This window comes from Pseudonocardia sp. NPDC046786 (genome assembly GCF_040645415.1).
Taxonomy (GTDB): Bacteria; Actinomycetota; Actinomycetes; order Mycobacteriales; family Pseudonocardiaceae; genus Pseudonocardia; species Pseudonocardia kongjuensis.
In genome coordinates this window covers 1-25,045 of record NZ_JBEYYF010000020.1, presented here as the reverse complement: position 1 = coordinate 25,045, position 25,045 = coordinate 1, and the positions used below count along the sequence as shown (strand labels likewise).

At 68.7% G+C, this 25,045-nt stretch carries 24 protein-coding genes and 4 pseudogenes; 22 read left to right on the top strand and 6 right to left on the bottom strand.

All coding sequences use genetic code 11. From position 1 onward, the window contains the following. The first annotated feature begins 444 nt into the window (after positions 1-444). Genes ABZ881_RS22380 through ABZ881_RS22370 form a run of 3 tightly spaced genes read left to right on the top strand, consistent with a single transcriptional unit; the run spans position 445 to position 2,646 of the window. Positions 445-1,854 (top strand): DUF222 domain-containing protein, encoded by a 1,410-nt coding sequence (locus ABZ881_RS22380; RefSeq protein ID WP_358487333.1) that lies wholly within the window; start codon positions 445-447, stop codon positions 1,852-1,854. 37 nt (positions 1,855-1,891) lie between these two features. Beyond that, complete coding sequence (locus ABZ881_RS22375) at positions 1,892-2,266, top strand: hypothetical protein (RefSeq protein ID WP_358487331.1); 375 nt, start codon at positions 1,892-1,894, stop codon at positions 2,264-2,266. After that, entirely contained in the window at positions 2,263-2,646 is a 384-nt protein-coding gene (locus ABZ881_RS22370; RefSeq protein ID WP_358487505.1) for an EamA family transporter, read from the top strand. Before ABZ881_RS22375 ends, ABZ881_RS22370 begins: the two co-directional genes overlap by 4 nt. A gap of 15 nt (positions 2,647-2,661) precedes the next feature. On the opposite strand, the gene ABZ881_RS22365 is transcribed toward ABZ881_RS22370, so the two are convergent. From ABZ881_RS22365 to ABZ881_RS22355, 3 genes and pseudogenes are all read right to left on the bottom strand, one after another. Next, on the bottom strand, positions 2,662-3,681 hold the full coding sequence (locus tag ABZ881_RS22365; RefSeq protein WP_358487330.1) for an LLM class flavin-dependent oxidoreductase: 1,020 nt from the start codon (positions 3,679-3,681) through the stop codon (positions 2,662-2,664). 270 nt (positions 3,682-3,951) lie between these two features. Next, a complete protein-coding gene (locus tag ABZ881_RS22360; RefSeq protein WP_358487504.1) occupies positions 3,952-4,491 on the bottom strand; it encodes a pyridoxamine 5'-phosphate oxidase family protein in 540 nt (179 codons plus the stop codon). Positions 4,492-4,698: 207 nt separating this feature from the next. Further along, positions 4,699-5,244, bottom strand: a pseudogene (locus tag ABZ881_RS22355) (transposase family protein); the annotation flags it as partial. A gap of 85 nt (positions 5,245-5,329) precedes the next feature. Between ABZ881_RS22355 and ABZ881_RS22350 the strand changes: the two are divergent. The 8 genes and pseudogenes from ABZ881_RS22350 to ABZ881_RS22315 form a co-directional block, all read left to right on the top strand. Then, positions 5,330-6,295 (top strand): replication initiator, encoded by a 966-nt coding sequence (locus tag ABZ881_RS22350; protein ID WP_358487329.1) that lies wholly within the window; start codon positions 5,330-5,332, stop codon positions 6,293-6,295. After that, entirely contained in the window at positions 6,292-6,498 is a 207-nt protein-coding gene (locus ABZ881_RS22345) for a helix-turn-helix domain-containing protein (RefSeq protein WP_358487327.1), read from the top strand. Before ABZ881_RS22350 ends, ABZ881_RS22345 begins: the two co-directional genes overlap by 4 nt. After that, positions 6,498-7,727 (top strand): site-specific integrase, encoded by a 1,230-nt coding sequence (locus ABZ881_RS22340; protein WP_358487326.1) that lies wholly within the window; start codon positions 6,498-6,500, stop codon positions 7,725-7,727. The genes ABZ881_RS22345 and ABZ881_RS22340 overlap by 1 nt, the downstream gene beginning before the upstream one ends. A 488-nt stretch (positions 7,728-8,215) precedes the next feature. Next, the gene (locus ABZ881_RS22335) at positions 8,216-8,821 is read left to right on the top strand and encodes a TetR/AcrR family transcriptional regulator (RefSeq protein WP_358487324.1); all 606 of its coding nucleotides are present in this window, start codon (positions 8,216-8,218) and stop codon (positions 8,819-8,821) included. Beyond that, a complete protein-coding gene (locus tag ABZ881_RS22330; RefSeq protein WP_358487321.1) occupies positions 8,818-9,537 on the top strand; it encodes a GAP family protein in 720 nt (239 codons plus the stop codon). The genes ABZ881_RS22335 and ABZ881_RS22330 overlap by 4 nt, the downstream gene beginning before the upstream one ends. Further along, on the top strand, positions 9,534-10,745 hold the full coding sequence (locus ABZ881_RS22325; RefSeq protein WP_358487320.1) for an acyltransferase: 1,212 nt from the start codon (positions 9,534-9,536) through the stop codon (positions 10,743-10,745). The genes ABZ881_RS22330 and ABZ881_RS22325 overlap by 4 nt, the downstream gene beginning before the upstream one ends. A gap of 114 nt (positions 10,746-10,859) precedes the next feature. Next, positions 10,860-11,696 carry a BTAD domain-containing putative transcriptional regulator gene (locus ABZ881_RS22320; RefSeq protein ID WP_358487319.1) on the top strand — a complete coding sequence of 279 codons (837 nt, stop codon included), beginning with the start codon at positions 10,860-10,862 and terminating at the stop codon, positions 11,694-11,696. A gap of 163 nt (positions 11,697-11,859) precedes the next feature. Further along, a pseudogene (locus ABZ881_RS22315) lies at positions 11,860-11,973 on the top strand (helix-turn-helix domain-containing protein); the annotation flags it as partial. Between the two features lie 22 nt (positions 11,974-11,995). Here ABZ881_RS22315 and ABZ881_RS22310 read toward each other — a convergent pair. Further along, positions 11,996-12,412: a hypothetical protein gene (locus ABZ881_RS22310; protein ID WP_358487514.1), complete on the bottom strand. Its 417-nt coding sequence runs from the start codon at positions 12,410-12,412 to the stop codon at positions 11,996-11,998. Positions 12,413-12,677: 265 nt separating this feature from the next. On the opposite strand from ABZ881_RS22310, the gene ABZ881_RS22305 reads away from it, so the two are divergent. The 9 genes from ABZ881_RS22305 (at position 12,678) to add (ending at position 21,481) form a co-directional block, all read left to right on the top strand. Continuing rightward, positions 12,678-13,628 (top strand): ATP-binding cassette domain-containing protein, encoded by a 951-nt coding sequence (locus tag ABZ881_RS22305; protein ID WP_358487317.1) that lies wholly within the window; start codon positions 12,678-12,680, stop codon positions 13,626-13,628. Continuing rightward, a complete protein-coding gene (locus ABZ881_RS22300; RefSeq protein ID WP_358487315.1) occupies positions 13,625-14,434 on the top strand; it encodes an ABC transporter permease in 810 nt (269 codons plus the stop codon). Before ABZ881_RS22305 ends, ABZ881_RS22300 begins: the two co-directional genes overlap by 4 nt. Then, the gene (locus tag ABZ881_RS22295; RefSeq protein ID WP_358487313.1) at positions 14,431-15,075 is read left to right on the top strand and encodes an NAD(P)H-binding protein; all 645 of its coding nucleotides are present in this window, start codon (positions 14,431-14,433) and stop codon (positions 15,073-15,075) included. The genes ABZ881_RS22300 and ABZ881_RS22295 overlap by 4 nt, the downstream gene beginning before the upstream one ends. Positions 15,076-15,314: 239 nt before the next feature. After that, positions 15,315-16,013, top strand: coding sequence for a TetR family transcriptional regulator (locus ABZ881_RS22290; RefSeq protein WP_358487311.1), 699 nt, complete (start codon positions 15,315-15,317; stop codon positions 16,011-16,013). Positions 16,014-16,023: 10 nt separating this feature from the next. Next, on the top strand, positions 16,024-16,932 hold the full coding sequence (locus ABZ881_RS22285) for an ABC transporter ATP-binding protein (protein WP_358487502.1): 909 nt from the start codon (positions 16,024-16,026) through the stop codon (positions 16,930-16,932). 92 nt (positions 16,933-17,024) lie between these two features. Continuing rightward, positions 17,025-18,599, top strand: a complete 1,575-nt coding sequence (locus ABZ881_RS22280) for a hypothetical protein (RefSeq protein WP_358487309.1) — start codon at positions 17,025-17,027, stop codon at positions 18,597-18,599. A gap of 22 nt (positions 18,600-18,621) precedes the next feature. Continuing rightward, positions 18,622-19,872 carry a macrolide family glycosyltransferase gene (locus ABZ881_RS22275; RefSeq protein ID WP_358487307.1) on the top strand — a complete coding sequence of 417 codons (1,251 nt, stop codon included), beginning with the start codon at positions 18,622-18,624 and terminating at the stop codon, positions 19,870-19,872. A 401-nt stretch (positions 19,873-20,273) separates the two neighbouring features. Then, entirely contained in the window at positions 20,274-20,489 is a 216-nt protein-coding gene (locus ABZ881_RS22270) for a hypothetical protein (protein WP_358487304.1), read from the top strand. Then, positions 20,486-21,481 carry an adenosine deaminase gene (gene add / locus ABZ881_RS22265; protein WP_358487302.1) on the top strand — a complete coding sequence of 332 codons (996 nt, stop codon included), beginning with the start codon at positions 20,486-20,488 and terminating at the stop codon, positions 21,479-21,481. The genes ABZ881_RS22270 and add overlap by 4 nt, the downstream gene beginning before the upstream one ends. A gap of 65 nt (positions 21,482-21,546) precedes the next feature. Here add and ABZ881_RS22260 read toward each other — a convergent pair. Next, positions 21,547-22,327, bottom strand: a pseudogene (locus tag ABZ881_RS22260) (transposase family protein). Positions 22,328-22,542: 215 nt separating this feature from the next. Continuing rightward, the gene (locus tag ABZ881_RS22255; protein WP_358487300.1) at positions 22,543-23,484 is read right to left on the bottom strand and encodes an NAD(P)-binding domain-containing protein; all 942 of its coding nucleotides are present in this window, start codon (positions 23,482-23,484) and stop codon (positions 22,543-22,545) included. A gap of 59 nt (positions 23,485-23,543) precedes the next feature. On the opposite strand from ABZ881_RS22255, the gene ABZ881_RS22250 reads away from it, so the two are divergent. Together ABZ881_RS22250 and ABZ881_RS22245 are read left to right on the top strand one after the other, a co-directional pair. Then, positions 23,544-23,906: a MerR family transcriptional regulator gene (locus tag ABZ881_RS22250; protein ID WP_358487298.1), complete on the top strand. Its 363-nt coding sequence runs from the start codon at positions 23,544-23,546 to the stop codon at positions 23,904-23,906. Positions 23,907-24,417: 511 nt separating this feature from the next. Continuing rightward, positions 24,418-24,951: pseudogene (locus ABZ881_RS22245) on the top strand (transposase); the annotation flags it as partial. Positions 24,952-25,045: the final 94 nt, after the last annotated feature.

Below are 25,045 nucleotides of genomic sequence, written 5' to 3'. Positions count from 1 at the left end.
ACCTCACCGCCCGACCACCAGGGTCCGCCGGACCTCCCACTCGGCGACAGACCGACCGGGCCGCCTCCGCCCAGCGACGAACGCACCGGCCCCGTGGGCCCGCCGACCGGACCGGCAGCCCACCCCCACAGCCGCCGGCCGGACCGGCAGCGGACTCCGCCGGACCACCCACGCCCCCGGCACCGGACTCCCGCGGGCCGTTCTCGACCCCACCGCACACGCTCCGGCTCCGGCTCCGGCGGCACGCGCCGAACGCCACGGGCTCCCGACCGGCCCCACCCCCGCATCCGCCGCCTCGCCACGCCGCCCACCCTCGCTCAGCCGAGCCCCGAGCCCCGAACCCCGAGCCCGGCCCCACCCCGTTCACGATCGCAAACGACGAACGGTCCCCCACCTGCGACAACCGACTGTCGAACATGGACTCAGTCCGCTAGAATCGAACACATGTACGAACGGGTCACTCACGCGCAGGACCGCCTCACCGCGGCCGCCGACGACCTCACCGCGCTCCTCGACACCGCCACCGATGACGAGATCTGCGCACTCCAGCTCGCCATCGAAGCGACCATCCGCCGCCTCGACCACGCCGCGGTCACCGCGCTCGCCGGCGCGCAGCGGCGCGGCATCTACGCCGAGCGCGGCTACCGCACCCCCGCCGCCGCCCTGGCCGACCTGCTGCGCTGGGAACCCCGCCGCGCCCGCCGCTTCACCATCGCCGCCGAGGCCGTCAGCACCCGCACCGGGCTCGACGGCACCCCGCTCCCCGCCCGGCTCCCCGCGACCGCCACCGTGTTCGCCTCCGGCGAGACGTCACTGCGCCACGTCGAGGTGATCGCCACGCTGCTGCGCTCGGCACCGGCCACCCGGCTCGACGACGGCACCCTGGCCGGCGCCGAACAGGCCCTCGCCGAACACGCCGTCCTCTGCACCCCCGCCGAGCTCCACACCTGGGGCACCCAGCTCCTCGAAGCCCTCGACCAGGACGGCCCGGAACCCGACGGCGACGGCCCGACACCCATGGTCAACGAGCTCCGCATCACCCGGCACCGGAACCGCCCCGGCGGCACCCTGCGCGCCCACTTCGACGACGCCGAGATGTTCGACCGGATCGCCACCAGCCTCGACGGTCTCGCGGCACCGTCCGACGCCGACGACGTCCGCGACCACCCCGAACGCGCCGCCGAAGCGCTCGCCGAGCTCTGCGGCTTCGCCCTGGCCCACGCCCCGGGCCGAGTACTGCCCGAGTCCGGCGGGCGGCGCCCCCAGGTGGTGGTCACCATCCGGCTCGACGATCTCGAACGCCGCGCCCGCGCCGCGACCGCCGGCCACGGTGGCCGGCTCGATCCCGCCGCGCTGCGGATGCTCGCCTGTGATGCCGCCGTCCTGCCGGTCGTCCTCGCCGGCGACGGCCGGCCGCTCGACGTCGGACGTGCCACACGCACCGTCACCGTCGCCCAACGCCGTGCCCTCACCGCGCGCGACCGAGGCTGCGCCCATCCGGGGTGCGACCGGCCACCCGCCTGGTGCGAAGCCCACCACATCGTGCCGTGGCAGCACGGCGGCACCACCGATCTCGACAATCTCGTCCTGCTCTGCCGCGTCCACCACCGGCTCGTCCACCACTCCCGGTGGGAGATCCACCTGACCGGCGGGCGGCCCGAGTTCGTCCCACCCGGCTGGATCGACCCCCAGCGCCGGCCACGGCGCACACCCGACCCGAACCGGGTCGTCCCGTCACCCCGGCCGCCCACCGACCGCACGCCCCCCGGCATCCGTGCCGAGGTGGCGACGGGGCCGCCACAGGTCCGGGTGATCAGCTTCGACGAGCTCACCGCCGGCGTCACCGCACGATGAGACATGCGCCGGCCCCCGCGGGCGATAACCTCGCGACGTGCTCCCCGCGCTCCTGCTCGTGGCCGTGCTCGCGGTCCTCGCGGTGTTCCAGGTCGCCCTGGTCCTCGGCGCGCCGCTCGGCCGGTTCACCTTCGGCGGGCGGCACCCGGGCGTGCTCCCGGCGGGCCTGCGGGTCGCCGCGGCGCTCTCGGTCGGTGTCTACGCACTGATGGCGACGCTCGCGCTGGACCGGGCCGGCGTGATCGACGTGTACCCGCAGGGCGCCGCACGGACCGGGATGTGGGTGGTGTTCGGCTTCCTCGTCCTCAACACGCTGCCGAACGCCGTCTCCCCGTCCCGCAGCGAACGCCTCGTCATGACGCCGCTGCTGGTCGTCATGTCCGTCCTGGCGCTGCTGGTCGCACTGGGCTGAGCGGCGGACCGTCGAGATCCGGCGGCGGGAGGCTGACGGCCGGGCTGTTCCCGACGCCGTCACCGGCGGGACTCGCGGCGCTCGCCGCGCTCGGCCTGGTCGCGACGCCCGGCGGCTTCGTGGCCTTCTTCCGGCTCATCGCGATCGCCGGGCCGGACCGCGCGGCACTCATCACCTACGCCGCCCCGGTGGTGGCGGTCGCGGCCGGCGCGGTCGTCCTGTCCGAGCCGGTCCGCCCGCGGACGGTCGGCGGGACGGTGCTCATCCTCATCGGCGCGTGGCTGGCCACCCGCGTGCCGCACGCCGCGCACACCGGTGACCCGGTCGCCCGTCCCGCCCGCGGCCTGCGGCGTCGCCGTCGAGCCCGGCGGGACGGGTGATCAGGTGAGCGTCGCTCAGCGCCAGCCCAGCTCCGGCGCCAGGTGGGTGAGCACGCTCTCGATCACGTGCGCGTTGTAGTCGACGCCCAGCTGGTTGGGGACGGTCAGCAGCAGTGTGTCCGCCGCGGCGATCGCCTCGTCCTCGGCCAGCTCGGCGACCAGCTTGTCCGGCTCACCGGCGTAGGTGCGCCCGAACCGGGCCTCGCCGCCGTCGATGTGACCGACCTGGTCGGTGCTGTGCCGCTCCCGCCAGAAGAACTGCCGATCGAGGTCGTTGACGATCGGGAAGATGCTGCGGCTGACCGACACCCGCGGCTCCCGCTGGTGCCCGGCCGCGTCCCAGGCCGCCCGGAAGCGCTGGATCTGCTCGGCCTGCAGCTGGTGGAACGGCACGCCCGTGTCCTCGGTGAGCAGGGTCGAGCTCATCAGGTTCATCCCGCGCTCCGCGGTCCACTCCGCGGTCGCCCGGCTTCCGGCGCCCCACCAGATCCGGTCCCGCAGGCCCGGCGAGTGCGGCTCGATCCGCAGCAGCCCGGGCGGGTTGGGGAACATCGGGCGCGGGTTCGGCCGCGCGAAACCCTCGCCACCGATCGCCTCGAAGAACTGGCGGGTGTGCTCGCGCGCCATGTCCGCGTCGGTCGAGCCCTCGGCGGGCTCGAACCCGAAGTAGCGGTACCCGTCGATGACCTGCTCGGGCGATCCGCGGCTGAGCCCCAGCTGGAGCCGGCCACCGGAGATCAGGTCGGCGGCACCGGCGTCCTCCGCCATGTACAGCGGGTTCTCGTAGCGCATGTCGATGACACCGGTGCCGAGCTCGATCCGGCTGGTCCGGGCGGCGGCCGCGGCCAGCAGCGGGAACGGCGACGCGAGCTGACGGGCGAAGTGGTGCACCCGGAAGTAGGCGCCGTCGGCACCGAGCTCCTCCGCCGCCACGGCCAGCTCGATCGACTGCAGCAGCGTGTCGGACGCCGAACGCGCCTCGGACTGCGGGGACGGGGACCAGTGCCCGAAGGACAGGAACCCAATCTTCTTCATGCTGCAAACAACTGCGGTACGACGGCCGGGTATTCCGCTGAGCCGGGCCGGCAGCCGGGCCGGGCCGAACCGGACCGGACCGCCCGCCTGCCTGCCCGGAGCGACTCCGCCGCCGCGCCGCGGGTCCGCCGCCGCCCCGATCCCATCGATTCCTGGACCCCGGTCCACCCGCTCCACACCTTACCAGCCTGCCGACTTGAACCGGCGCTCCAGCCAGGACCGCGGCCGGCCAAGGGCTCCCGCCCGCCGCTCCGGGGCCGCGACCTCGTGTCAGACCTGTGCTTGCCGGTCGAGCAGACCGGCGGGGTCGACGCTGTAGGCGATCATCCAGCTGGGTTCGATGCGGTACCAGATGCTCTCCTCCCAGAACGGCCCCTCTCCGTCGTCCTCGTAGTGGTCGACGAGGTGGTCGCGGACCGCCTGCCAGGCCGGGTCGATGTCCGCGCCGTCGGGGTTCAGCGCGACGGCGTGCCCGTGCGTGAAGATGCCGAGCTCCTCGCCGCGCATGAAGGTCGCGCTGATGCCCGGCCGCGCCGCGAGATGACGGGCTTTCGCCGCCCGGCGGTGCGTGCCGACGACCCAGCGTCCGTGCAGGAGGTGCCCGTCGGCGCCGCTGATCCGGGGCTCGCCCCGGCGGGTGACCGTGGCGATGGCCAGGGTGCACATGCCGCGGCAGACCCGGACGACCTGCTCCGCGTCCAGGGTCCGCTCGCCCTGTCGGACGATCGACCTGAGGTGGCTGCTGGAGCCGGCCCACGAGGTGTCGAGGAGGGCCTGGAGATCGTGGAGCTCGTCGGGCGTCTCGAACATGCGGTCAGGTAAGCAGAGCCCGCCGACAACACCGGTCCGGCGCAACCGGGTTGTCCTCGGGGCGCTGCCCTCGATGCCCGCACGGCATGTCCCACCCTGCGGGTCCGGCCGCCCTCCGGGATGAGGCCGGGCGGGACGCCGCCCGGCTCCCCCGCCTCCGGCCCGCGCCGTTCGGGACAGCCGACCGCCCGGCGAGGGCAGGGACACGTTCCGCGCGGAAACGTCGCCGGGGTGGGTGCGAGCGCAGCGCGTGTCGTGCTCGCGGCCTGGTCGCACTTGGGAGGTCCACAACGGCCATCCGTCGAGTGCGGTGACGACCTGGATGTTGCCGCCGTGGCGATGGTGCTTGCCCGACCACCACAGGTCCACCCCAGCGGTAGGTCCGAGCGCGCGGCACCGGTCGGTGGCGATCAGGGTGCCGTCGAGACTCACGTGGGTGTGCCCGGCTGCACGGGCGGCGATCAGGGCGCCGTGGAGCCAGGGCGCGGCCGAGGCGAGGACGTCGATGCCTTCGTGCAGGTAACGGTAGGCGGTCGCGATGCTGCTCTCGTTGTCCGTTGCCAGGCGCACCACCCGGTTCGTGTCGAGGAACCACCGCGGGACCACCACCGCCTGACCGGCCGGGTCCAGGGCCCGGCGCCCGGCCCGGGTGCCGCGACGGGCGCGTTCGCCGGCCAGCAGCTCAGCCAGGTAGCGCACGGTGGGTTCCCGATCGGGAGTACGCCGGTGTCGATGACAGGATCGGGCACGCAGGACCTCGGTAGCAGAGTCGATCCTTGGTCGGACCGACCTGATCTACCGGGGTCCTGTCCAGTGAGCGTTTTTCATCCTGCGGTTCGTGCAGGTCGCGGCACCGCTCCCGCTGTGTCGCCCGTCGGGGTACCGGACCGCATGGCCTGCGGTAGCGGGCTCGTCATCCCTGCGGCTGCGGGCACACGCTCGCCCTGCGCTGTGGGACCGGTTCGCGATCCGGCTGCGCCGCACCCTCGCCTCGATGCTCGGCATCAAGGTCCGCGACTTCCGCGCCCACGCCCGCCTGTCCTACGCCAAGGTCGCCGAGTACCAACGCCGCGGACTCGTCCACTTCCACGCCGTCGTCCGCCTCGACGGCCCCGACGGTCCCTGGACCACCCCACCCGCAGGGATCACCGCCGACGGGCTCACCGCCGCCATCCGGGACGCTGCGCGCGCCGTCTCGCTCGTCGTCGACCGGCCCGACGGCGTCCCGCTGGCACTCGCATGGGGCCCGCAGGTCGACGTCCGCCCCATCACCTCCACCACCGCGGCCGCGCTGGAGAACGACGCCGGCCAGATCACCGACTCAGCCCTGGCCGCCTACGTCGCCAAGTACGCCACCAAGGGCACCGGCAAATCCGAGGCCACCGACCGCCCGATCCGCGACATCGCCCACGTCCGCCACCTCGACATCACCGCGCACCACCGGCGGCTGATCGAGACCGCGTGGGAGCTCGGCGGGCGCGAGGAGTACGAGGGGCTGAACCTGCGCCGGTGGGCGCACATGCTCGGGTTCCGCGGCCACTTCCTCACCAAGTCCCGCGCCTACTCCACGACGTTCGGCGCGATCCGCGGCGACCGACGCACCTACCGACTCAGCGAGACCCTCGCAGCCTTCGACACACCGGCCGAGGCGGCGTCGGTGCTGGTGGTCAACGACTGGGCCGTCGTCCACATCGGGCACCGCAACGACGCCGAACGGGAAATCGCCCTCGGCATCGCCGAACGACGACGCGAACAACGCCGCACCCGCAGCACCCAGCCCACCGAGCACGGGAGGACGTCATGACCAGCACCGAGTCCCTGGCCTACACCGTCGACCAGGTCGCCGCGCTGCTCGGGATCGCCCGCGGCGTCGCCTACGAGTCCGTGCGCAACGGGGAGATCCCCGCGACCCGCGTCGGCCGTCGCTGGCTGATCCCGCGCAAGCGATTCCACGCCTGGCTCGACGGCGAGACCGAGCAGACGACCGCGATCGGGGCGGTGGCCTGATGGGCTTCATCGACAAGACCCCGGAGGGCCGGTACCGGGCGTACTTCCGCGATCCGTCGGGCAAGCAGCGGTCCAAGACGTTCCGGCTCAAGAAGGACGCGACGACGTTCCTCGCCGAGATCGAGACGTCGCAGACCCGTGGCGCCTACGTCTCGCCGCACGCCGGCCGGATGGCGTTCGGTGCCCATGCCGCGGAGTGGATGGCGACGTGGAACGTCGAGATCACCACGGCCGCGCGGGACCGGTCGATCATGCAGACCCACGTCCTGCCGCGCTGGGGCGACGTGCCGCTGTCGAGGGTCGACCATCTCTCGCTCCAGGCATGGGCGACCGACCTCGGCACCCGACGGTCCCGAGCCACCGTCGTCGAGTCGCTACGCCTGGCGTCGGCGGTACTGCGCTCCGCGGTCCGGAACCGGCTGATCCCCTTCAACCCGGCCGACGAGGTCCGTGTGCCGCGCGCCCGCACCCGGGACACCCACGAACAGATCATCAGCCGGGCGGACCTCCATCATCGGCTGCTGCCCGCAGTTCCCGAGCAGCATCGAGGCGTCGTCGCGACGGCGGCCGGGGCCGGTCTGCGCTGGGGCGAGGTCGTGGGGCTGCGGACCGATGCGCTGGACCTCGACGCCGCCCGGCTGGTCGTGATCCGCACCGTGGTGGAGGTCGCCGGGACCACCTCGTTCAAGCCGTTCCCGAAGAGCCGTGCCGGACGCCGCACGGTGCCGCTGCCGAGCTGGCTCCTGCCGATCATCCGCGAGCACCTGGAGCGGTGGCCGACCGAGCCGAACGCACCGGTCTTCGCCAATGAGGTCGGGGCGCCGCTGCGGCGGACGCTGTTCCGGTCGCGGATCTGGCGTCCCTCACTGGTCCGGGCGGGCCTGCTCGGCGGCGTCACCTCGGTCGGTGACCGGTACCGGGCGCGGTGGACCGACGCCGCGGGCAAGGAGCACACGGAGGACTTCCGGGCCGAGTCCCCCGCCGTGCACCACGTCGCACGACACCAGTCCGGCGGACTGCGGTTCCACGACCTGCGCCACTCGTACGCCACCTGGCTCGTCGACGACGGCGTCCCGCCGAACATGGTGCAGCGGGTCCTCGGCCACGAGCGGTCCTCGACGACGCTGGACCTCTACACCCGGCGGACCGACAACAGCGAGCGCATCCTCCAGGCCCTCGACGACGAGGACGACCCGGACGACGGCGGAGCGTCCGTCGCTCCGGAATGAGCGATGCTCCGGAAATGCTCCGGGAACACCCCGGGAAACGACGAAACCCCTGGTCACATCCGGCTCGTCGAGCCTGTGACCAGGGGTTCTGACTGTGGGCGATACTGGGATCGAACCAGTGACCTCTTCGGTGTGAAGGGCGCTCCGACGTGTCAGGAAGTGTCGAGAACGACCGGCACGTGCGTCTTGACCTGCGGCTACGTGACCGCGGGTGTCACCGCGAGACGAGCAGCCGTGCGACGCCCGCTGCCGAAATGCTGCCGACGCTCACCCCTGGACCTCTTGGACGTGGGAGGTGACGTATCCGCACGTCACCAGGCGTCCGAGACACCTCTCGCGGACACGTCCCGAGTGCGCAGCGTTCATGGTCACAAGGCATGTAGTCCCCAGATGACCCCAACGACGGCGCTCACGTTCAAGGCCACTGGGACGCCGGACCACGTCCTCGCTCGTCGGTGGACAGAAAAAAATATGTATGTAATATTTGAATGGTGACCGAGAACCGCCCGGCCGATGAGCGCCGCCACGAGATCGCCAAGGCGCTGATGAGCGTCGTGGCCGAACACGGCCTTGAACGCACTACGATCCGGCGGGTCGCCGACGCCGCCGGCGTGTCCGTCGGGCTCGTACAGCGCTACTTCGCGAGCAAGGATGACCTCCTGCGCTTCGGCATCGAGTACGTCTACGAGCGCACCCGCGCGAGGGTCGCGGCAGTTCCACTGGATCAACCCGAGGTGCGCACGATCGTCGAGCAGATCATCGTGGTCCAGCTGCCGCTGAACGACGAGCGCGCCCACGAGAGCCGCGTGTGGCTGGCGTTCATCGAAGCCACGCTCAGCGACGCCACCAAGCGTGGCATCCACGTCGATGCGACCCGTGAACTGCTCGACGGGCTCACCCGGGCCCTTGCAGGTGCCCAGCGGCGCGGTGAGATGGCTCCGTCCCTGGACCCGTCCCAGGAGGCGATGGCGCTGGTGGCGTTGATGGACGGCCTGGTGTTGCACGCCACGGCGACCGGGTCGCCCTTCGACAGGGACACCGTCCGGACCGCCGTGCGTACCCACCTCGACCGACTGTTCGCTGGTGCGCGGTGAGCACCGGCCTGATCGCTGTACTCGTCGGACTGAGCCTGGTCGACAGCACCAGTTTCGGGACCCTGCTGATCCCGATCTGGTTGTTGCTCGCCCCCGGTCGGGTGCGCGCCGGTCGGATCGCGGTCTATCTGGGTACCGTCGCCGCCTTCTATCTCGTCGTCGGCCTGGCCCTCGCCGCGGGGGCGGCCACGACACTCACCGCCGCGCGCAGCCTCGTCACAGGAGTTCCCGAGACCCCGCTGCGCGTCGCCCAGCTGGCGACCGGAATCGCCCTCGTCGCACTCAGCTACTGGCTGGAGGCACGGATCCGACGCCGCGAGGACCGGTCGGGTCGGCTGCAGGCCTGGCGAGCCCGTGCGGTCGGCGACTCCGGACCGGCCGGGGCACGGAGCCTGATGGTGCTCGCGATCCTGGCGTCCGGTATCGAGGTGGTGACGATGCTGCCGTACCTGGCGGCGATCGGACTGCTGACCGCGGCCGCGCCGGGCCCGGCCGTCCTCGGCGCGGCCCTCGCGGTGTACTGCCTGGTGATGGTCGCTCCCGCGGTGGTGCTGACCGCTCTGCGGATTGTCTGGCATTCCCGGGTGGACCCGCTGCTCACCCGCATCAGCAGCTGGTTCGAGCGCAACAACGCGAAGGCGGTGGGCTGGACCGTGGGCGGGATCGGCATCGGAGTCGGGGTCAACGCGATCATCAACCTGGCGGTGCAGGCATGACCGCCGCCGACCGCGAGCCCGGTCGCTCGACGGCGAGGCTGCACGGGCTGGACGCCCTGCGTGGCGGAGCGCTGGTACTCGGCATCATCCTGCACTCACTGATGCCGTTCCTGCCCGCGGGGACCTGGGTTCCGGACGACCGGCACAGCAGTGTCACCGCGGACACCGCCGTGACCGTCATCCACCTGTTTCGGATGGTGCTGTTCATGATGCTGGCCGGTTACTTCGGTCGGATGGTCCTGCACCGTGTCGGTGTCCGCGCCTACCTGCGTGACCGCGGCGTGCGCATCCTGTTGCCCCTGGTGATCTTCGGTCCGGTGATGCTGGCATCGGTCGTCGCGATCTACCTCGTCGACGGTGCCGGTCAGCGGATCGCAGAGGACGACGACCAGTCACCGTGGTTCCTGCTTCTCGCCTCGCCCGCGCACCTCTGGTTCCTCAACGTGCTTCTCCAGTGCGTCGCCGTCACCGTCGTCATCCGGTGGCTCCTGATCCGTGGGGTCGGCCCGACCACGGTGCACACCTGGTGTGCGCGTGCAGGGAATCTGCTCGCCACGCCGGTGCTGGGTGTCCTGCTCGCCGCGCTGCCGTACCTGGGCGCCCTCCTGCTGCAAGGACACATCGAGGACGGCATCGAGGAACCCTCGACCGTCCTGCCGGAACCTGTCCCACTCCTGGTGTACCTGGGGGCGTTCGTCGTCGGTTGGTGCCTGCAGGGCGGCGGCACGGCGTCGACCCGCGTCATGCGGGCCTGGGCCTGGAATCTCGTGGCGGCCATGGCGTTGTCTGTCGCGGTCCTCACTGTTCCCGACGCCGTCCCGCTCGGGATCCGCGCGATCCTGGTCGCAGTCGCGGGGTGGACCTGGGCACTGGGCCTCTTCGGTGCCGGCGTGCGCTTCGTTCGTCGTGAACGGGCCTGGATTCGCTACCTGGCCGACGCCTCGTACTGGATGTATCTGATCCACCTTCCCATCGTCATGGTGGCCGGCGTGCTCCTCGCCGACCTGACGTGGCCCGTCCTGGTCAAGCTGGTCGTGGTCTGGACCGTCTGCCCGGTGCTGCTCCTGGGCAGCTACGACCTTCTCGTGCGGAACACCTGGATCGGAGTCTGGTTGAACGGCCGACGTCGGCCGTCAACGCTTGTGGCTTGTTTCAGGCTGCCCCAGTCAGCTACGCGGCCACGGGCCGCCAAGAAACAACGACACTAGGCTGGAAGCATCGCAGTGTGTCGGGCCCTGCGCGCGTCGCAACCACGGGCGGCGACGCGCAGGCTGTCGTCATGAACTACGCGGTGGCCACGGGTACGGCATAGGATCGGGTGCATGCGGATCGATGTGCTGGGCGCGGTTCGGCTCAGCACCGACGAGGGCGCAGTAGTGGAGGTGGCTGAACGCCACCTTCGTCTGTTGCTGGCTTCCCTGGTCGCCGCCAACGGCGAACCAGTATCGGCCGACACCTTGAGCGACCGTCTGTGGGATGGCGATCTCCCAGTCAATCCCAAGAAGGTGCTGCAAGCCAAGCTCTCCCGGCTGCGCACGGTCCTGGACCAGGCGCGTCCGGGCTCCCGCGAGCTGCTGACCCATACCCCTGGTGGTTACCGGCTCGTTCTGGAACCGGGCGCGCTAGATGCCCGGCGGTTCAAGAACGCGGTCCAACATGCGCGGCGGAGGGAATCGTCATCGCAGAGGGCCGAGGCCCTTGCTGAAGCACTCGCGATGTGGCGGGGTGATCCTTTCGGCGATGTAGCCGAGGAGGTCTGGCTCAGCCCGGTGGTCGCCGAGCTGCACGAGGTACGCGGCGATGCGCTGGGGGCACTGATCGAGACACTTGTCGAGCAGGGAGACCTCCAGGAAGCCCTCAGCCAGGCCAACGGCGCCGTCGAGGACTACGCCACCCGTGAGGGATTGGTGGAGTCGGTGATGCTGGCGCTATATCAGCTCGGCCGCCAGCACGAAGCGCTGGAGACGTTCGAGACCCTGCGCCGACGCCTCGCCGAGGACCTCGGCGTCGACCCCAACCCGAGTCTGCGTGAGCTGCACGCCCGTATCCTGCGCCAGGACCCGGCGCTGCTGGCTTCGAAGCCGGCGGCTGAGCCGGTAGCACGTCCGAGCGTCGGCCGCACTAACGTTCCAGCCCAGACGACACCCTTGAAGACGTAAAGAAAGTCCTCACCATCCGGGACGCGCCAGGGACGCGCCAGGGTGTCGGGTTCCGTTTGATGGGTAACACGCTGGCTCCAGATGAGGGGTAACGCTCCGCTCCTGGTCTCTGCTGTGCACGACGGTCGTCGTGCGAGAGGGGCCAGGACTGATGCTCGTGGAGTTGAGCGTCGTGGAGCAGCGCTATCACGCGGTGATGGAAGTCGTCTCGGCCCGCGCCCCGGTGGTCGAGGTCGCCGCCCGCTACGGGGTCTCGCGCAAGACGGTGCACGCCTGGCAGCTCGACGAGCGGCGCAATCCTATGAGCCGGGTCCATCCGCGGCAGGTGCAGTGTCAGCACCGACACCCGCCAACAGGGTTCGCACAGCCGCGTCCGCGGCTTCACTAGGCGTGAGGTGGCCGTCCGCGATGCTCTCAGCGGCAGTGTGCACGGTTGCGTAGAAGCTCGATTGGATCCAGCGCGCTGTCAGTGAGGCGACGAGAAGATTCTCCGCCTGCGCCCGCTCGATCAGATCAACCAGGGTCGTGTCCTCGTCTTCTGAGTCGTCGGCGAAGCGATTGGGGTCAGCGAACAGGAACAAGATGCGATTGTGGTGATCAACGGCAAAGCGCGTCAGCCGTTCGAGCGCCACGAGCGGCCCGGATCCGTCGACACGCGCTCGCGTGGCCGCGTCCAGCAACAACTGCTGCGACTCGATCCGCAGGGCGTCGACCAAGGCGTGTCGGTCCGGGAAGTAGCGACGCAACGTACTCCGACTGACCCGGGCGCAATCCGCCACCTCGCCCAATGATGCGGAGAAGTTTCGCGCCCACACATGAGCCGCAGCGTCGAGCACAGCTGCGCGCGTCCGCGCCCGCACCGCCGTCTCGGGTTCATCTACTGATCGCACACCAGCAGCCTACCAAGGCGCCACAGTAGCGAACTGGAGTTGCAAAATAGCACATACATGCGTCACTATGACGTCCATGTGCAGTGGCGCGATGATCGAGGCAGACGGGTTGACGAGGAGATACGGCGAGACGACCGTCGTGGACTCCATCGACCTGGCCGTGCGAGAGGGGACGGTCTGCGCCGTCCTGGGCCCGAACGGTGCAGGCAAGACCACTACCGTCCGGATGCTCGCCACACTGCTCCGCGCAACCAGCGGTTCGGCATCGGTAGGCGGCCACGACATCCGCCGTAACGCGCATCGCGTGCGTCAGTTGATCGGGCTCACCGGACAGTACGCCTCGGTGGACGAGAACCTGTCCGGGAGGGATAATCTCACCCTGATCGGCAAGCTGTGGGGCATGTCCGGCAAGCGTGCGCGAGCCCGTGCGGACCAGCTGCTCACTGCCTTCGACCTCGTCGACGTGGCGGACCGGGCTGCCGGTCGCTATTCCGGTGGTATACGCCGACGGCTTGATCTCGCCACCAGCCTCGTGGCGAACTCGAGAGTGCTCTTCCTGGACGAGCCGACCACCGGCCTGGACCCTCGCAGCCGCAGCGGCCTGTGGGAGACCGTGCGAGAACTCGTCGCTGACGGGGTCACCGTTCTGCTGACCACGCAGTACCTGGACGAGGCCGCAGCACTCGCCGACCACATCGTGGTCATCGACCAGGGACGCGTCGTCGCCGACGGAACCCCGAACGACCTGAGAGGGCACGTGGGTGGGCGCACCCTCACCGTGCGTCCGCGCCGCCCGCGCGACCTGCCGCTGGTGCAGGAGCGCATGGCAGCAGCCCTCCCAGAGGCGCTGTCCAGCTCACGGGGTGGCGTCCGGGCCCGGATCGAGGACATCGACGGAATTCAGCCGGTCATCGATCGCCTCGCGGGCCTCGAGATCGCCGAACTCTCGATGAACGACCCGAGCTTGGAGGAGACCTTCTTCCGGCTGACTGAGCGACCGAGCCCCTTCCCCGCCGAGCCGGCGATCAAGGACATCCCATGACCACCCGAGCAGCTCCTCACCTGCCAGCTGGCCCGGCGCGCGCCACCGCCGGCGCAGGCTTCCGCCAGAGTCTCGCTCTCGCGTGGCGGTCGCTGATCCAGCTGCGCAACAACCCGTGGGAACTCGCCGACTACAGCATTCAACCGGTCATGTTCGTGCTGTTATTCACCTTCGTCTTCGGCGGCGCGATCGCCGGGTCCAGCGACGGCTACCTCGACTACGCGTTGCCCGGTGTGATCGTCATGAACATGCTCTTCGTGACGCTCTACGTCGGCATGGGACTCAACGAAGATCTGACCCAGGGATTCTTTGATCGACTTCGCTCGATGCCCTTGGCGGCATGGGCACCCTTGGCCGGACGCATCCTGGCCGATACGGTCAAGCAGGCTTGGTCGATTGTGCTTTTGCTCGGCATCGGTTTCCTACTCGGGTTCCGGGTACAGAGCTCGGTCTTCCATGTGCTGGCTGCCGTGGGACTCATCCTGGTCGCGGCACTCGCCTTCTCATGGGTCACCATCCTCATCGGCCTGCTCGCGACGAGTCCGACCCAGACCCAGCTGTACGGATACTCCATCATCTTCCCGATCGCCTTCGTCAGCAGCGTCTTCGTACCTGCCGACACCATGCCCGACTGGCTCCAGCCCATAGCGGAGGGAAACCCAGTGTCCACATTGACCGACGCCGTACGCGGCCTACTCTCGGGGGCGCCATTCGTCGACGATGCACTCGCGTCGCTGATCGCGGCGCTCGCTATCACCGTTGTCGCGGTGCCGATCTGCCTGACGATCCTCCGTAGGACAACATGAGCCAGCCACAGCCGCCCCGGACGATCGCTATCCTCGGCGCGACCGGGGGGACGGGACGACAACTCGTCAACCAGGCCCTTGCCGCCGGTTACCACGTCATCGCGCTCGTCCGCGACCCGGCCAAACTTGACCTGGCCCACGAACGGCTCCGCATCGAAGTCGCGGACGTGACCGATGCCGAGAGCCTGGCGCCTCTGCTCGAGGACGCCGATGCAGTCCTCTCTGCGCTCGGCTCGACCGGAGGCGACGTCTGCGAACAGGCCATGCGGGCGGTCCTGGATGCCTCGGCCTCGGACGCGCGCATCATCGCCGTCAGCGCCCAGCCCGTCGCACGCCGGGACGACGGACCAGCCTGGTGGTGCCGACTGTTCCTCCTTCCGGTGATCCGCAGGATCTACCGGGCCGAGTACGCCGACCTCGCACGGATGGAGGAGGTCTTGCACGCCAGCGCAGTGGTCTGGAGCGTCCTGCGGCCACCGTACCTGACCGACGCACCCGCAGTCGGCACTCGACGGCTCCGAGAAGAGGCGAGCCCGCCGCGCAGCCTCAGCATGTCGCGCGCAGACCTCGCTCTGACCATGCTCCACATCCTTGACGAGCCTTCCACCTACCGACGTGTCCTCGGCGTCGGATCACCCTGACGGCTCAGCACCGAACACGATTCTGGCGACTGATGGTCGACGTCCAGGGCAACGTCTGATCTTGCCGAGCCCGGTGCACGCTCCCCTCGCTCTTTGGCCTTGCCTTGACCTCGGCCGCGCCGCTTAAGGCACAGGCGGCGGCACGCGGCTCAAAGCCAGGCAAGTCTCGAGCGGTCAGTCGTTTGCGCGAGCTGACTTTATGTAGTACAGTAAACTTCACTACATACAGAGGAGAGTTCATGGGTTCCCCCACCGGTCGCGCGAGTGGCGCGCTCAACCGGCGCCGGTTCGTCGACCCGGACCGCACAGCTGTCGCACGGATCCGGGATGCGGCGATCGCTGAGTTCGCCGAGCACGGTGTGGCCGGAGCGACGCTGAAGTCCGTGGCGGCCGCCGCCGGTGTGTCCGCCCAGCTCGTCGTCCACCACTTCGGCTCGAAGGAAGGTCTGGCCACCGCCTGCGACGAGTACGTGCTGGCCCTGTTCCGCGAGCACAACACCTCGTTGCTGAGCTCGGGGGGAGCGTTCGCGCCGGTCCAGTCCCTGGAGGCCCCGTGGCTGGGGCCTGCGATGGGCTACCTGTCCGCCCGACTGGCCGACGATTCACCGGCAGTGGCCCAGCTGGTCGACGAGGCCTTGCAGGACGCGCTGAGCTACCTGGATGCGGGAGTCCAGAGCGGCCTGGTGAAACCCTCGGAGTTCCCGCGGGAACGTGCGGTCGTCGGTCTGCTCTGGAACCTCGGTGCTCTGGTGTTGCACCGCCACGCCAAACGTCTTATGGGTGTCGATCTCATGGCCCCTGATACGAGGCAGCGGCTGACCTGGAGCCTGGCTGCAACGGAGATGCTCACCGAGGGCCTCTTCCACCAGGAGGCATACGAGAAGTTGAAGTCCGGGTCGGAGTCGATGGGCAGTGAAGATCCTGCTGACGGAACATGAGGAGCTGACGATGAACGACGTGATCTCGGTCGCCGGACTGGTCAAGCGGTTCGGGAACGTCACGGCACTGGACGGCGTCGACATGACGGTCGGCGAAGGATCGGTCCACGGATTCCTCGGCCCCAACGGGGCGGGGAAGTCGACCACGATCCGAGTCCTGCTGGGACTGCTGCGCCATGACAGCGGGCAGGTGCGACTGCTCGGCGGTGACCCGTGGCGCGACGCGTCGGCACTGCACCGCCGCCTGGCCTACGTTCCCGGGGATGTCGAGCTGTGGCCCTCGCTGACAGGCGGGCAGGTCATCGACATCCTGGCCCGTCTCCGCGGGAACTTCGATCGCGCTCGGCGGGCGTCGCTGTGCGAGCGCTTCGACCTCGACCCGACGAAGAAGTGCCGGACGTACTCGAAAGGGAACCGCCAGAAGGTCGCCCTCGTGGCGGCCCTCGCCGGCGACGTGGATCTCCTGCTCTTGGACGAGCCGACGGCCGGACTCGACCCGCTGATGGACTCGGTCTTCCAGGAAGTCATTCTCGAGGAGAAGGCACGCGGCCGCACCGTCCTGCTGTCCAGCCACATCATGGCCCAGGTCGAGAAGCTCGCCGACCGGGTGTCGATCATCCGTAAAGGCAGCATCGTCGAATCCGGGACCTTGGACGAGCTCCGGCACCTCAGTCGCACCACGGTCGTGGCGAGCACTGTCCGTCCTGCCGACCGGATCGCGGCCGTGCCGGGAACGCACAACGTACGGCTGGTCGACCGGCAGGTGACGGTCGACGTCGACGGCGAGCACATGGGTGAGGTGATCGGTCACCTCCACGCGCTGGGAATCAGGTCGCTGACCTCGACACCGCCCACGCTAGAGCAGCTGTTCATGCGCCACTACGGCGACGCCATCGAGACGAGCGGGCAGGCGGCGTAGCGATGACGACCGCACCAGCACTCACGACTGCGACTCCGACGAGCCCTCGGAGATCCGACAGCACGGTCACCGGACTCCCGATCCTGCTGCGCGTGGCGCTCCGCCGGGACAGAGTACGGCTTCCGGCCTGGGTCATCGGCATCGCTGCGGGCGTCATCGCCACGCTGGGAGCCGCCTCGGGCGGCTACAGCAACGAGGCAGACCTCGCCGACCGCGCCGAGATGCTGCAGCAGCCGGCCCTGATCGCGATATCGGGCCCGAGCATCGGCGTGGACAACTACACACTCGGCGCGTTCCTGACGAACGAGGCCATGGGCTACATGCTCATCATCGTGGCCCTGATGAACATCCTCCTCGTCGTTCGCCACACCCGCACCGAGGAGGACACTGGCCGCGCGGAACTGCTCCGCTCCAATGTGGTCGGCCGACATTCTACACTGGGTGCAGCGATGATCGTCGCTCTCATCGCAGACCTCGCATTGGCAGTACTCGTGGCTGTCGGCCTCGCTAGCGCGGGAATCGACAGCGTGACCTGGACGGGTTCCTGGGTCTACGGCCTCGCCATGGCAGGTGCCGGGTTCTTCTTCGCCGCGGTCACCGCCGTAGCGGTACAGCTGCGAGGACAGGCGACCCCGGCGACCGCGATGGCCACGCTGCTGATGTTCTCGGCGTACGTCGTCCGCGCGGTGGGTGACGTGACCGGTGCGTACTGGCTGTCGTGGCTCTCGCCATTCGCTTGGGCGCAACGGACCTACGCGTTCGTCGACACCGCCTGGTGGCCGCTCCTGATCCCCGTCGTCGCAGGTACCGCAACCGTTCTCCTGGCCGCCGGCCTGAGTTCACGTCGCGACCTCGGTGCCGGCCTGTGGGCCGATCGTCCGGGAGCTACCGCTGCGTCGAGGAGCCTCGCCACCCCCATCGGGCTGCGATGGCGGTTGCACTACGGCGGTCTGATCGGCTGGACGCTCGGAATCGTCGGATTCGGCCTCCTCTACGGTCCTCTCATCGGAGAGGTCGAGAGCGTCGCCGCGAACTCGACACAGATCGGAAACATCGTGGAGCGCACCGCCGGGTCCGCCGCCGAGGCACTTCTCGCTCATCTCGTCTCGGTCCTGGCGATCTTCTCGGCCATCTACGGAAGCGCTTTCGCCCTTCTCCGCGCACGTCACGACGAGCTGCAGGGGCTGGCCGAGCCGATCCTGTCGACAGGAGTGAGCAGAGACCGCTGGCTGGGGAGCTACGTCGTGGTGGGGACGCTCTCCGGCGTCGGCATACTGTTCCTCAGTGCACTCGGCCTCGGCGCGACTGCCGCCACCGCCACCGGGGACGCCACCCTCCTACCGAAGATGCTGCTCGCTGCTCTGGTGTACGTCGCCCCACTGTTGTTCACGATCTCGGTCGCCGCTGCATTCTTCGGGGTCGCCCCAGCCCTCGCCCGCCTGGCGGTCTGGGTCCTGGTCGTCTACGCCCTGACGGTCGGCAAGTTCGGTGAGCTGTTCGGAATCGGTGGCTGGGCTCCCCAGCTCTCGCCCTTCACGGTCGTGCCCAGATACCCCGCAGAGACCCTGTCGGGCACCGCCATCATCGGTCTACTCGTCCTCACGACCGGACTGTTCATCGTCGGATTCAGACGGTTCCGGTCCCGCGACCTCACCACAACCGTGTGAGTACTTCCCGAAGGAGGCGTCAATGCCCCAGGTCATCATGGCCGCCATGCCAGCATGGGGCCACATCAATCCCAGTGCACCACTCGTCCGCGAGCTGACCGATCGCGGCATCGGTGTCACATTCTACGCCACCGAACAGTTCCGTCCTCTCGTCGAATCGACCGGGGCCGAGTTCCGGGCATACCCCGTGGGTGCGATCTCCCCCGAGGTGATCGCCGAGGCGACCGGCCGGGGTGGATCGGCGAAGGTCGTGCAGCGAATCCTCGAGGCGACACCGATCCTGCTGCCGTTCCTGCAATCCCGGCTCCGCGAGGAGCCGACGCCGGACGCCGTCATGTTCGACTCGAACGCCCTCTGGGGGCGAATGCTCGCGACCAGCATCGCTCGTCCCGCTGTCTCCCTGATGACCACGATCTTCGTCGGCTCGTCCGCGTTCCGTGCGCTCCGTGCCCGCGAGCTGCTCCCCGTCGTCCGGGAGTCGGTCGCCGCGCTGCCGGGGACCCTCAACGCCCGACATCGGCTGCGCCGCGGTGCTGGTCGAGGACTCCTACCGCCCAGCCCGATGTTCCCGACACGGGGAGACCTGACCATCTTCCCCATACCGGAGTGGATGCAACCGCCGGACGACCGGCGGGATACGAGCTGCCATTACGCCGGCCCCTCCATCGAACACGGCGTGCGCACCGAGGAGACCGACCCCGAGCTCGCGAACCTCCTCGAACGGACGAACCCGCTAGTCGTGGTGTCGCTGGGGACGCTCCACGCCTTCGACGAAGGCTTCTTCCGCTCCTGCGTCGACGCGTTCAGCTCGCTGCCAGCGAACGTACTGCTCGTCGTGGGCCCCAACACCGATCCCGCCCGGCTCGGGCCGACGCCCTCGAACATCATCGTGCGCTCCGTCATTCCCCAGCTCAAGGTGCTTCGGCATGCTGCGGTGTTCGTGACACACGGCGGGATGAACAGCGTGCTGGAGGCGCTTCACTTCGGGGTGCCGATGGTCGCGATCCCTCAGCAGGTCGAGCAGCTGCTGATCGGGCAGGCGATCGCGGACCGTGGGGCAGGGCACGTTCTGCGCCACCATCTCGGCGGACGAGATGTCCCTCCGGGGAAAGTGCGGACCGCGGTCGAATCGTTGTTGCTCGACCCGTCGTACACCACGTCCGCTCGCTCCCTCGCAGCCACTCTCCACACCGGGGGCGGAGCCAAACTGGCCGCAGACCGCATCGAACGTCTCCTCCTGGGCTCGGGTGCCGCCCCGAACGAGACCCATTGAACTCTTTCCACTTGGTGTCATCGAGCGAGGATGCGGACCTGGATCGCGTTGACCATCGCGCTCGCCCGATACGGGCAGCAACGAGCCCCATAAGCACAAACAAGCGGCTCCGCCGCTCGAGCGTCGCCTCCCGCCTGCACCCCTCCGGATTGGCCGAGCGTGTCGTCGTGAACCCGAAGACGGTCGAACGCTGGATCGCCAAGGAAAAGACTGCCGCACCGCACGCACCAGGTCGCAGTGGCCGGCGCCCTGGAGGTCGACGAGACGTACCTCTGGCAGGAGGTTCTGAGCAAGCAGGTGCCCGGTCCAGGAGCGTCGCGCCGAGCTCCTGAAACTTCATCCGACCGGGCGTCGGTGCCGCACGACACCCTGGCAGCAGCTACGGCTCTGCCCGCGAGGCGATGGACATCCTGATCTACGCCGGGTCGTTCCTGTTCGAGCAGCACGAGATCATCGAAGTCCTGCGCGCCAGGTCCCGCGAGGGTGTGCGCTGCCGCTTCCTGATCGGCGAGGAGACTTCCGTGAAGCTGGCGAGCATGCGAGTCGTGACTGCCGTCGACGAAACCGCGTTAAAGTCCCGACTGTTTGATCTGCTTACCGATAGGACCCCAACGTGACCGCGCGCTACAAGGCCGTCGAACTGCACTGCCATCTCGATGGCTGCGTCCGGCCCACCACCATCGAGCAGCTCGCTCACGAGCAACGCATCGATCTTCCGGGCCCCGCGGCCCGGCTGGCCACGGTTTCGCCCGGTTGTCAGAGCCTGGTCGACTACATCAGCGCGATCGACATCGCTCTCGATGTACTCCAGACCCCTGAAGCGTTGTGGCGCGCCGCCTATGAACTTACTGAGCAATGGCAGGTCGATGGCGTTCTCCACGGGGAGGCTCGATTCGCTCCCGAGCTGCACACTCGTCGTGGCTTGGCGCTCTCGGAGATCGTTGAAGCTGTTTCAGCGGGCCTATCGGCCGGTTCGCAGGCTACGCAGGTCCATCACAGCCTGATCCTCTCGTGCATGCGGCCCAGCCCACCCGAGATTTCTTGGAAGGTGATCGAAGAGGCACTCGCGTGTGAAGGCGTCATCGGCGTCGACGTCGCCGGTCCGGAGAAGGGAGTCGCGCTGTTGCCGCACGCTCCCGCGTTCCAAGCCGCCCGCGCCGCAAACCTGCGAGTCACGGTGCATGCGGGCGAAGCGGACTCGGCGACGGGGGTCTGGCAAGCGATTGATGAGCTAGGGGCCGAACGGATCGGGCACGGAGTCACGAGCATTCACGACTCCGCCCTAGTGGAGCGGCTGGCCAACGATAGCATCACTCTCGAGCAGTGCCCGAGCTCGAACCTTCAGACAACTGCGGTTGCGAATATAGCTGAACATCCGATCGAGAGTTTTAGAAGCGCAGGGGTGCGGATCTCTCTCTCGACGGATTGCCGCACCACTTCTGGAGTAACACTTGAGAGCGAATACTGTCTTCTTCGAGAGCAGTTTTCCTGGGACACTGCCGTTTGGAATGAAGTTCAGTCGTCGGCCTGTGCGGCCGCATTCATTCCGGAACCCCGCGTGGGGCGGCTCCGACAACGCTTCTATGAGGAGATCCACTCGCAAGATTAGTCCGTTGCAGTGAATTTTGAGAAAGTCAACGGAGTGGCAGTGAGGTGTTCTCAGTAGCGCGGTGATCATGTTGTGCGGTCGTGTTCGATGTGGAGCAGCACGAGCGCGGCAGCGGTGATCGCGCCAATCCGCCAGGGGCACAGCGTGACTCGCCGCAACGCCGCGAAGGTGGTCTTGAGCAGGGCGTTTCCTCGTTCGGCCAGCGCGCGGACGGCCGAGTGCAGGCTGTTGACGGTGCGCTGGTTGAACCGTTCGCCCGCCGCCGGGGACGGGTTTTGTCGGCACGGTGAGCCGGTCGGTCTCGCCTTCGTAGCCGAGATCGCCCAGCGCGGCGTGGGTGTCGTCGGTGAACGCGGCCAGGGTGTCGGGCAGGCCGGGGTGGGTGCGAGCGCAGCGCGTGTCGTGCTCGCGGCCTGGTCGCACTTGGGAGGTCCACAACGGCCATCCGTCGAGTGCGGTGACGACCTGGATGTTGCCGCCGTGGCGATGGTGCTTGCCCGACCACCACAGGTCCACCCCAGCGGTAGGTCCGAGCGCGCGGCACCGGTCGGTGGCGATCAGGGTGCCGTCGAGACTCACGTGGGTGTGCCCGGCTGCACGGGCGGCGATCAGGGCGCCGTGGAGCCAGGGCGCGGCCGAGGCGAGGACGTCGATGCCTTCGTGCAGGTAACGGTAGGCGGTCGCGATGCTGCTCTCGTTGTCCGTTGCCAGGCGCACCACCCGGTTCGTGTCGAGGAACCACCGCGGGACCACCACCGCCTGACCGGCCGGGTCCAGGGCCCGGCGCCCGGCCCGGGTGCCGCGACGGGCGCGTTCGCCGGCCAGCAGCTCAGCCAGGTAGCGCACGGTGGGTTCCCGATCGGGAGTACGCCGGTGTCGATGACAGGATCGGGCACGCAGGACCTCGGTAGCAGAGTCGATCCTTGGTCGGACCGACCTGATCTACCGGGGTCCTGTCCAGTCTCTGCTCATCTCACCGACCTCGGTGTGTCGCGACGATCTGCCACCGCGCTACTGAGAACACCTCACTATCCATGTTTCTATACAACCGCGCGAACCAGTCACTGAACGCGAGAGAAATCGTGATCCTGACGCGAGAAGTGTTCCGTCAGCCTGATCGGAGCATCCGAGCCGTGTCCGGCGTGCGCTGCGTTATCGACCAGGGAGCTGATCGAGTCGAGCACACCGGTGGTGAGGCCGGAGTGGGAGAACGCGGATCGCAGGTGCGTCAGGCTCGCTGCCAGGGAATCGATGGTGGCGCTGTCGGAGCCGCAGTAGCGTTCTGCGGCGAAGTCGGCGGCCAGGCCGGGCAGTAGGTCCGTGACGAGCTTGCTCATCGCGACCGCGTGTGGGGTGAACTCATCGGTGTCGAGTCCTTCGGCGCGAGTGAGCGCGAATGCCTGGGTCAGGCCTGCGATGGAGGTCCAGAACAGCGAGAGCAGCGCGACGTCATAGGTCGCGGCCGCCGCCATGTCCTCGCCGAGGTAGTACGCGCTGCCCCCGAACGCCGCCAGCAGGTCGCGGTGATCGTCGTAGGCCTGTGATGGCCCGGCGTAGAGGATGCGGGTCGCCCCGGTTCCGATCGCGGCCGCGGGCGTCATGATCGCACCGTCGAGGAGGGTGATGCCGTGCGTGGCAAGCTGGTCTGCCAGGACGCGGGTGCGGGCGGGACTGTCAGCGGTGAGATTCACCAGCGCTAGCCCTTTCAGGTTCGCGCCCCCAGAGGCCTGTTCGACGACGGAGGCGACAGCGTCGTCATCGACCAGGCAGGACACCGCTACCCTGGCGCCGTCCAGTGCCTCGGCGGGCGAATGCGAAAGGTGGGCACCGTGGGCGACGAGGTCGTCGGCCTTGCCGGGGGTACGGTTCCAGATTGTGACCCGGTGACCTGCCGCAAGGAGTGCACCCGCGAGGGCGCGTCCCATCGGTCCGAGTCCGATGACGGTTACGGTCGTGGCGGTGGCGGCGTCGGTCGCACGCTGAGGGTCTCGGGGGGAGATCATGACTGCTACGCTAAAGCTTGACGTTGACGTGAAGGTCAAGCCCTGCAAGAGGTGTGGTCATGAAGATCGGCGAGTTGGGTCGCCGCGCGGGCGTGAGCTCCAGGACCCTGCGCTACTACGAGGAGCAAGGGCTCCTCGAACCAACCCGGCAGCCCAACGGGTATCGCTCCTACAACGATCAGGACGTCGAACAGGTCCGCAGGATCAGATTCCTCCTGGCCGCGGGCATCAACACCGACATGGCCCGCGAAGTGTTGCCGTGCATGGTCGATGACGGGCAATTCCTCATCCCAGCGTGCGAAGATCTTATAGCCGAGTTCGAGCGAGAGGAGATCCGCATCGCTGAGCGCATCGCGGAACTCGAATCCGCCCGCACCGCCCTGTCTGGCATCATCGCCGCCGCGTACACCACCACCGCATAAAGGCGGCGGCCACGGCGGGGCGCACTCCACGTGCCGATCCACGCCGCGCTTGAACTCACGAAGAATTGGAGTAGCGTCGAATCGGCTACCTATTCGCTCGAACGCACCGGCCTTTACCGACTCTTCTGAATTTAGAGCGTGAAGGGGCCACAGTGCAGTAATGAAACTTTCCACTCGGCATCAACGAGCGAGGATGAGGACCTGGATCGCGTTGACCAGCGCGGTCGCCCGAAACTGGCAGCAGTGGATCCTGCGTATGCCGGCCCAGCACTCGAGTTGGGCGTTCACACGTTCTCCGGGACCGTGCTGGCTGCCGGGCATGCGCGGCGTTGACCGTCTTTCCGGGCGATGACCCGAACCTCGGCTACGTTCAGACCTGTGAGGGACTGTAAGAACATCGGTGTAACTCCGATCAAGGAGTGTGGACCCGATGACAGACCTGGCAGACGAGCCGGTGGTTGACCTCGACGCGGTAACCGACGGCCCTGCCGAGGGTGCAGGCCCAGCCGGGCTGGACCCGGTCGATGAGCAGCTGATCGCCCAGCTCGCCGGCCAGGCACGGGCGAACGGGCTGGAGCTGACCGGGGAGAATGGTCTGCTCGCGCAGCTGACCAAGCGGGTCCTGGAATCCGCCCTGGAAGGTGAGATCACCGATCACCTCGGCTACGAGTCCCACGACCCGGCCGGCCGTGACGGCGGGAACTCCCGCAACGGTCACCGGTCGAAGACCGTGCTGACCGAGGCCGGGCCGGTCGAGCTCGACGTGCCCCGGGACCGGGACGGCTCGTTCACCCCGAAGATCGTCGCCAAGCGGCAGCGCCGCATGTCCGGGGTCGACGAGCTCGTGCTGTCGCTGTCGGCGAAGGGCCTGACCACCGGGGAGGTCCAGGCTCACCTGGCCGAGGTCTACGGCGCCCAGGTGTCCCGGCAGACGATCTCGACGATCACCGACAAGGTCATCGAGGCGATGGTCGAGTGGCAGAACCGGCCACTCGACCCGGTCTACCCGGTGATCTTCATCGACGCGATCCACGTCAAGATCCGGGCTCTGGCGCACTTTGCGTGATGGGCGGTTCGGCGTGGCTCCCGGCTTCTGGCCCGCCACGGAGCAAGATCGCTTGAATGTGATCTTGCGCAGC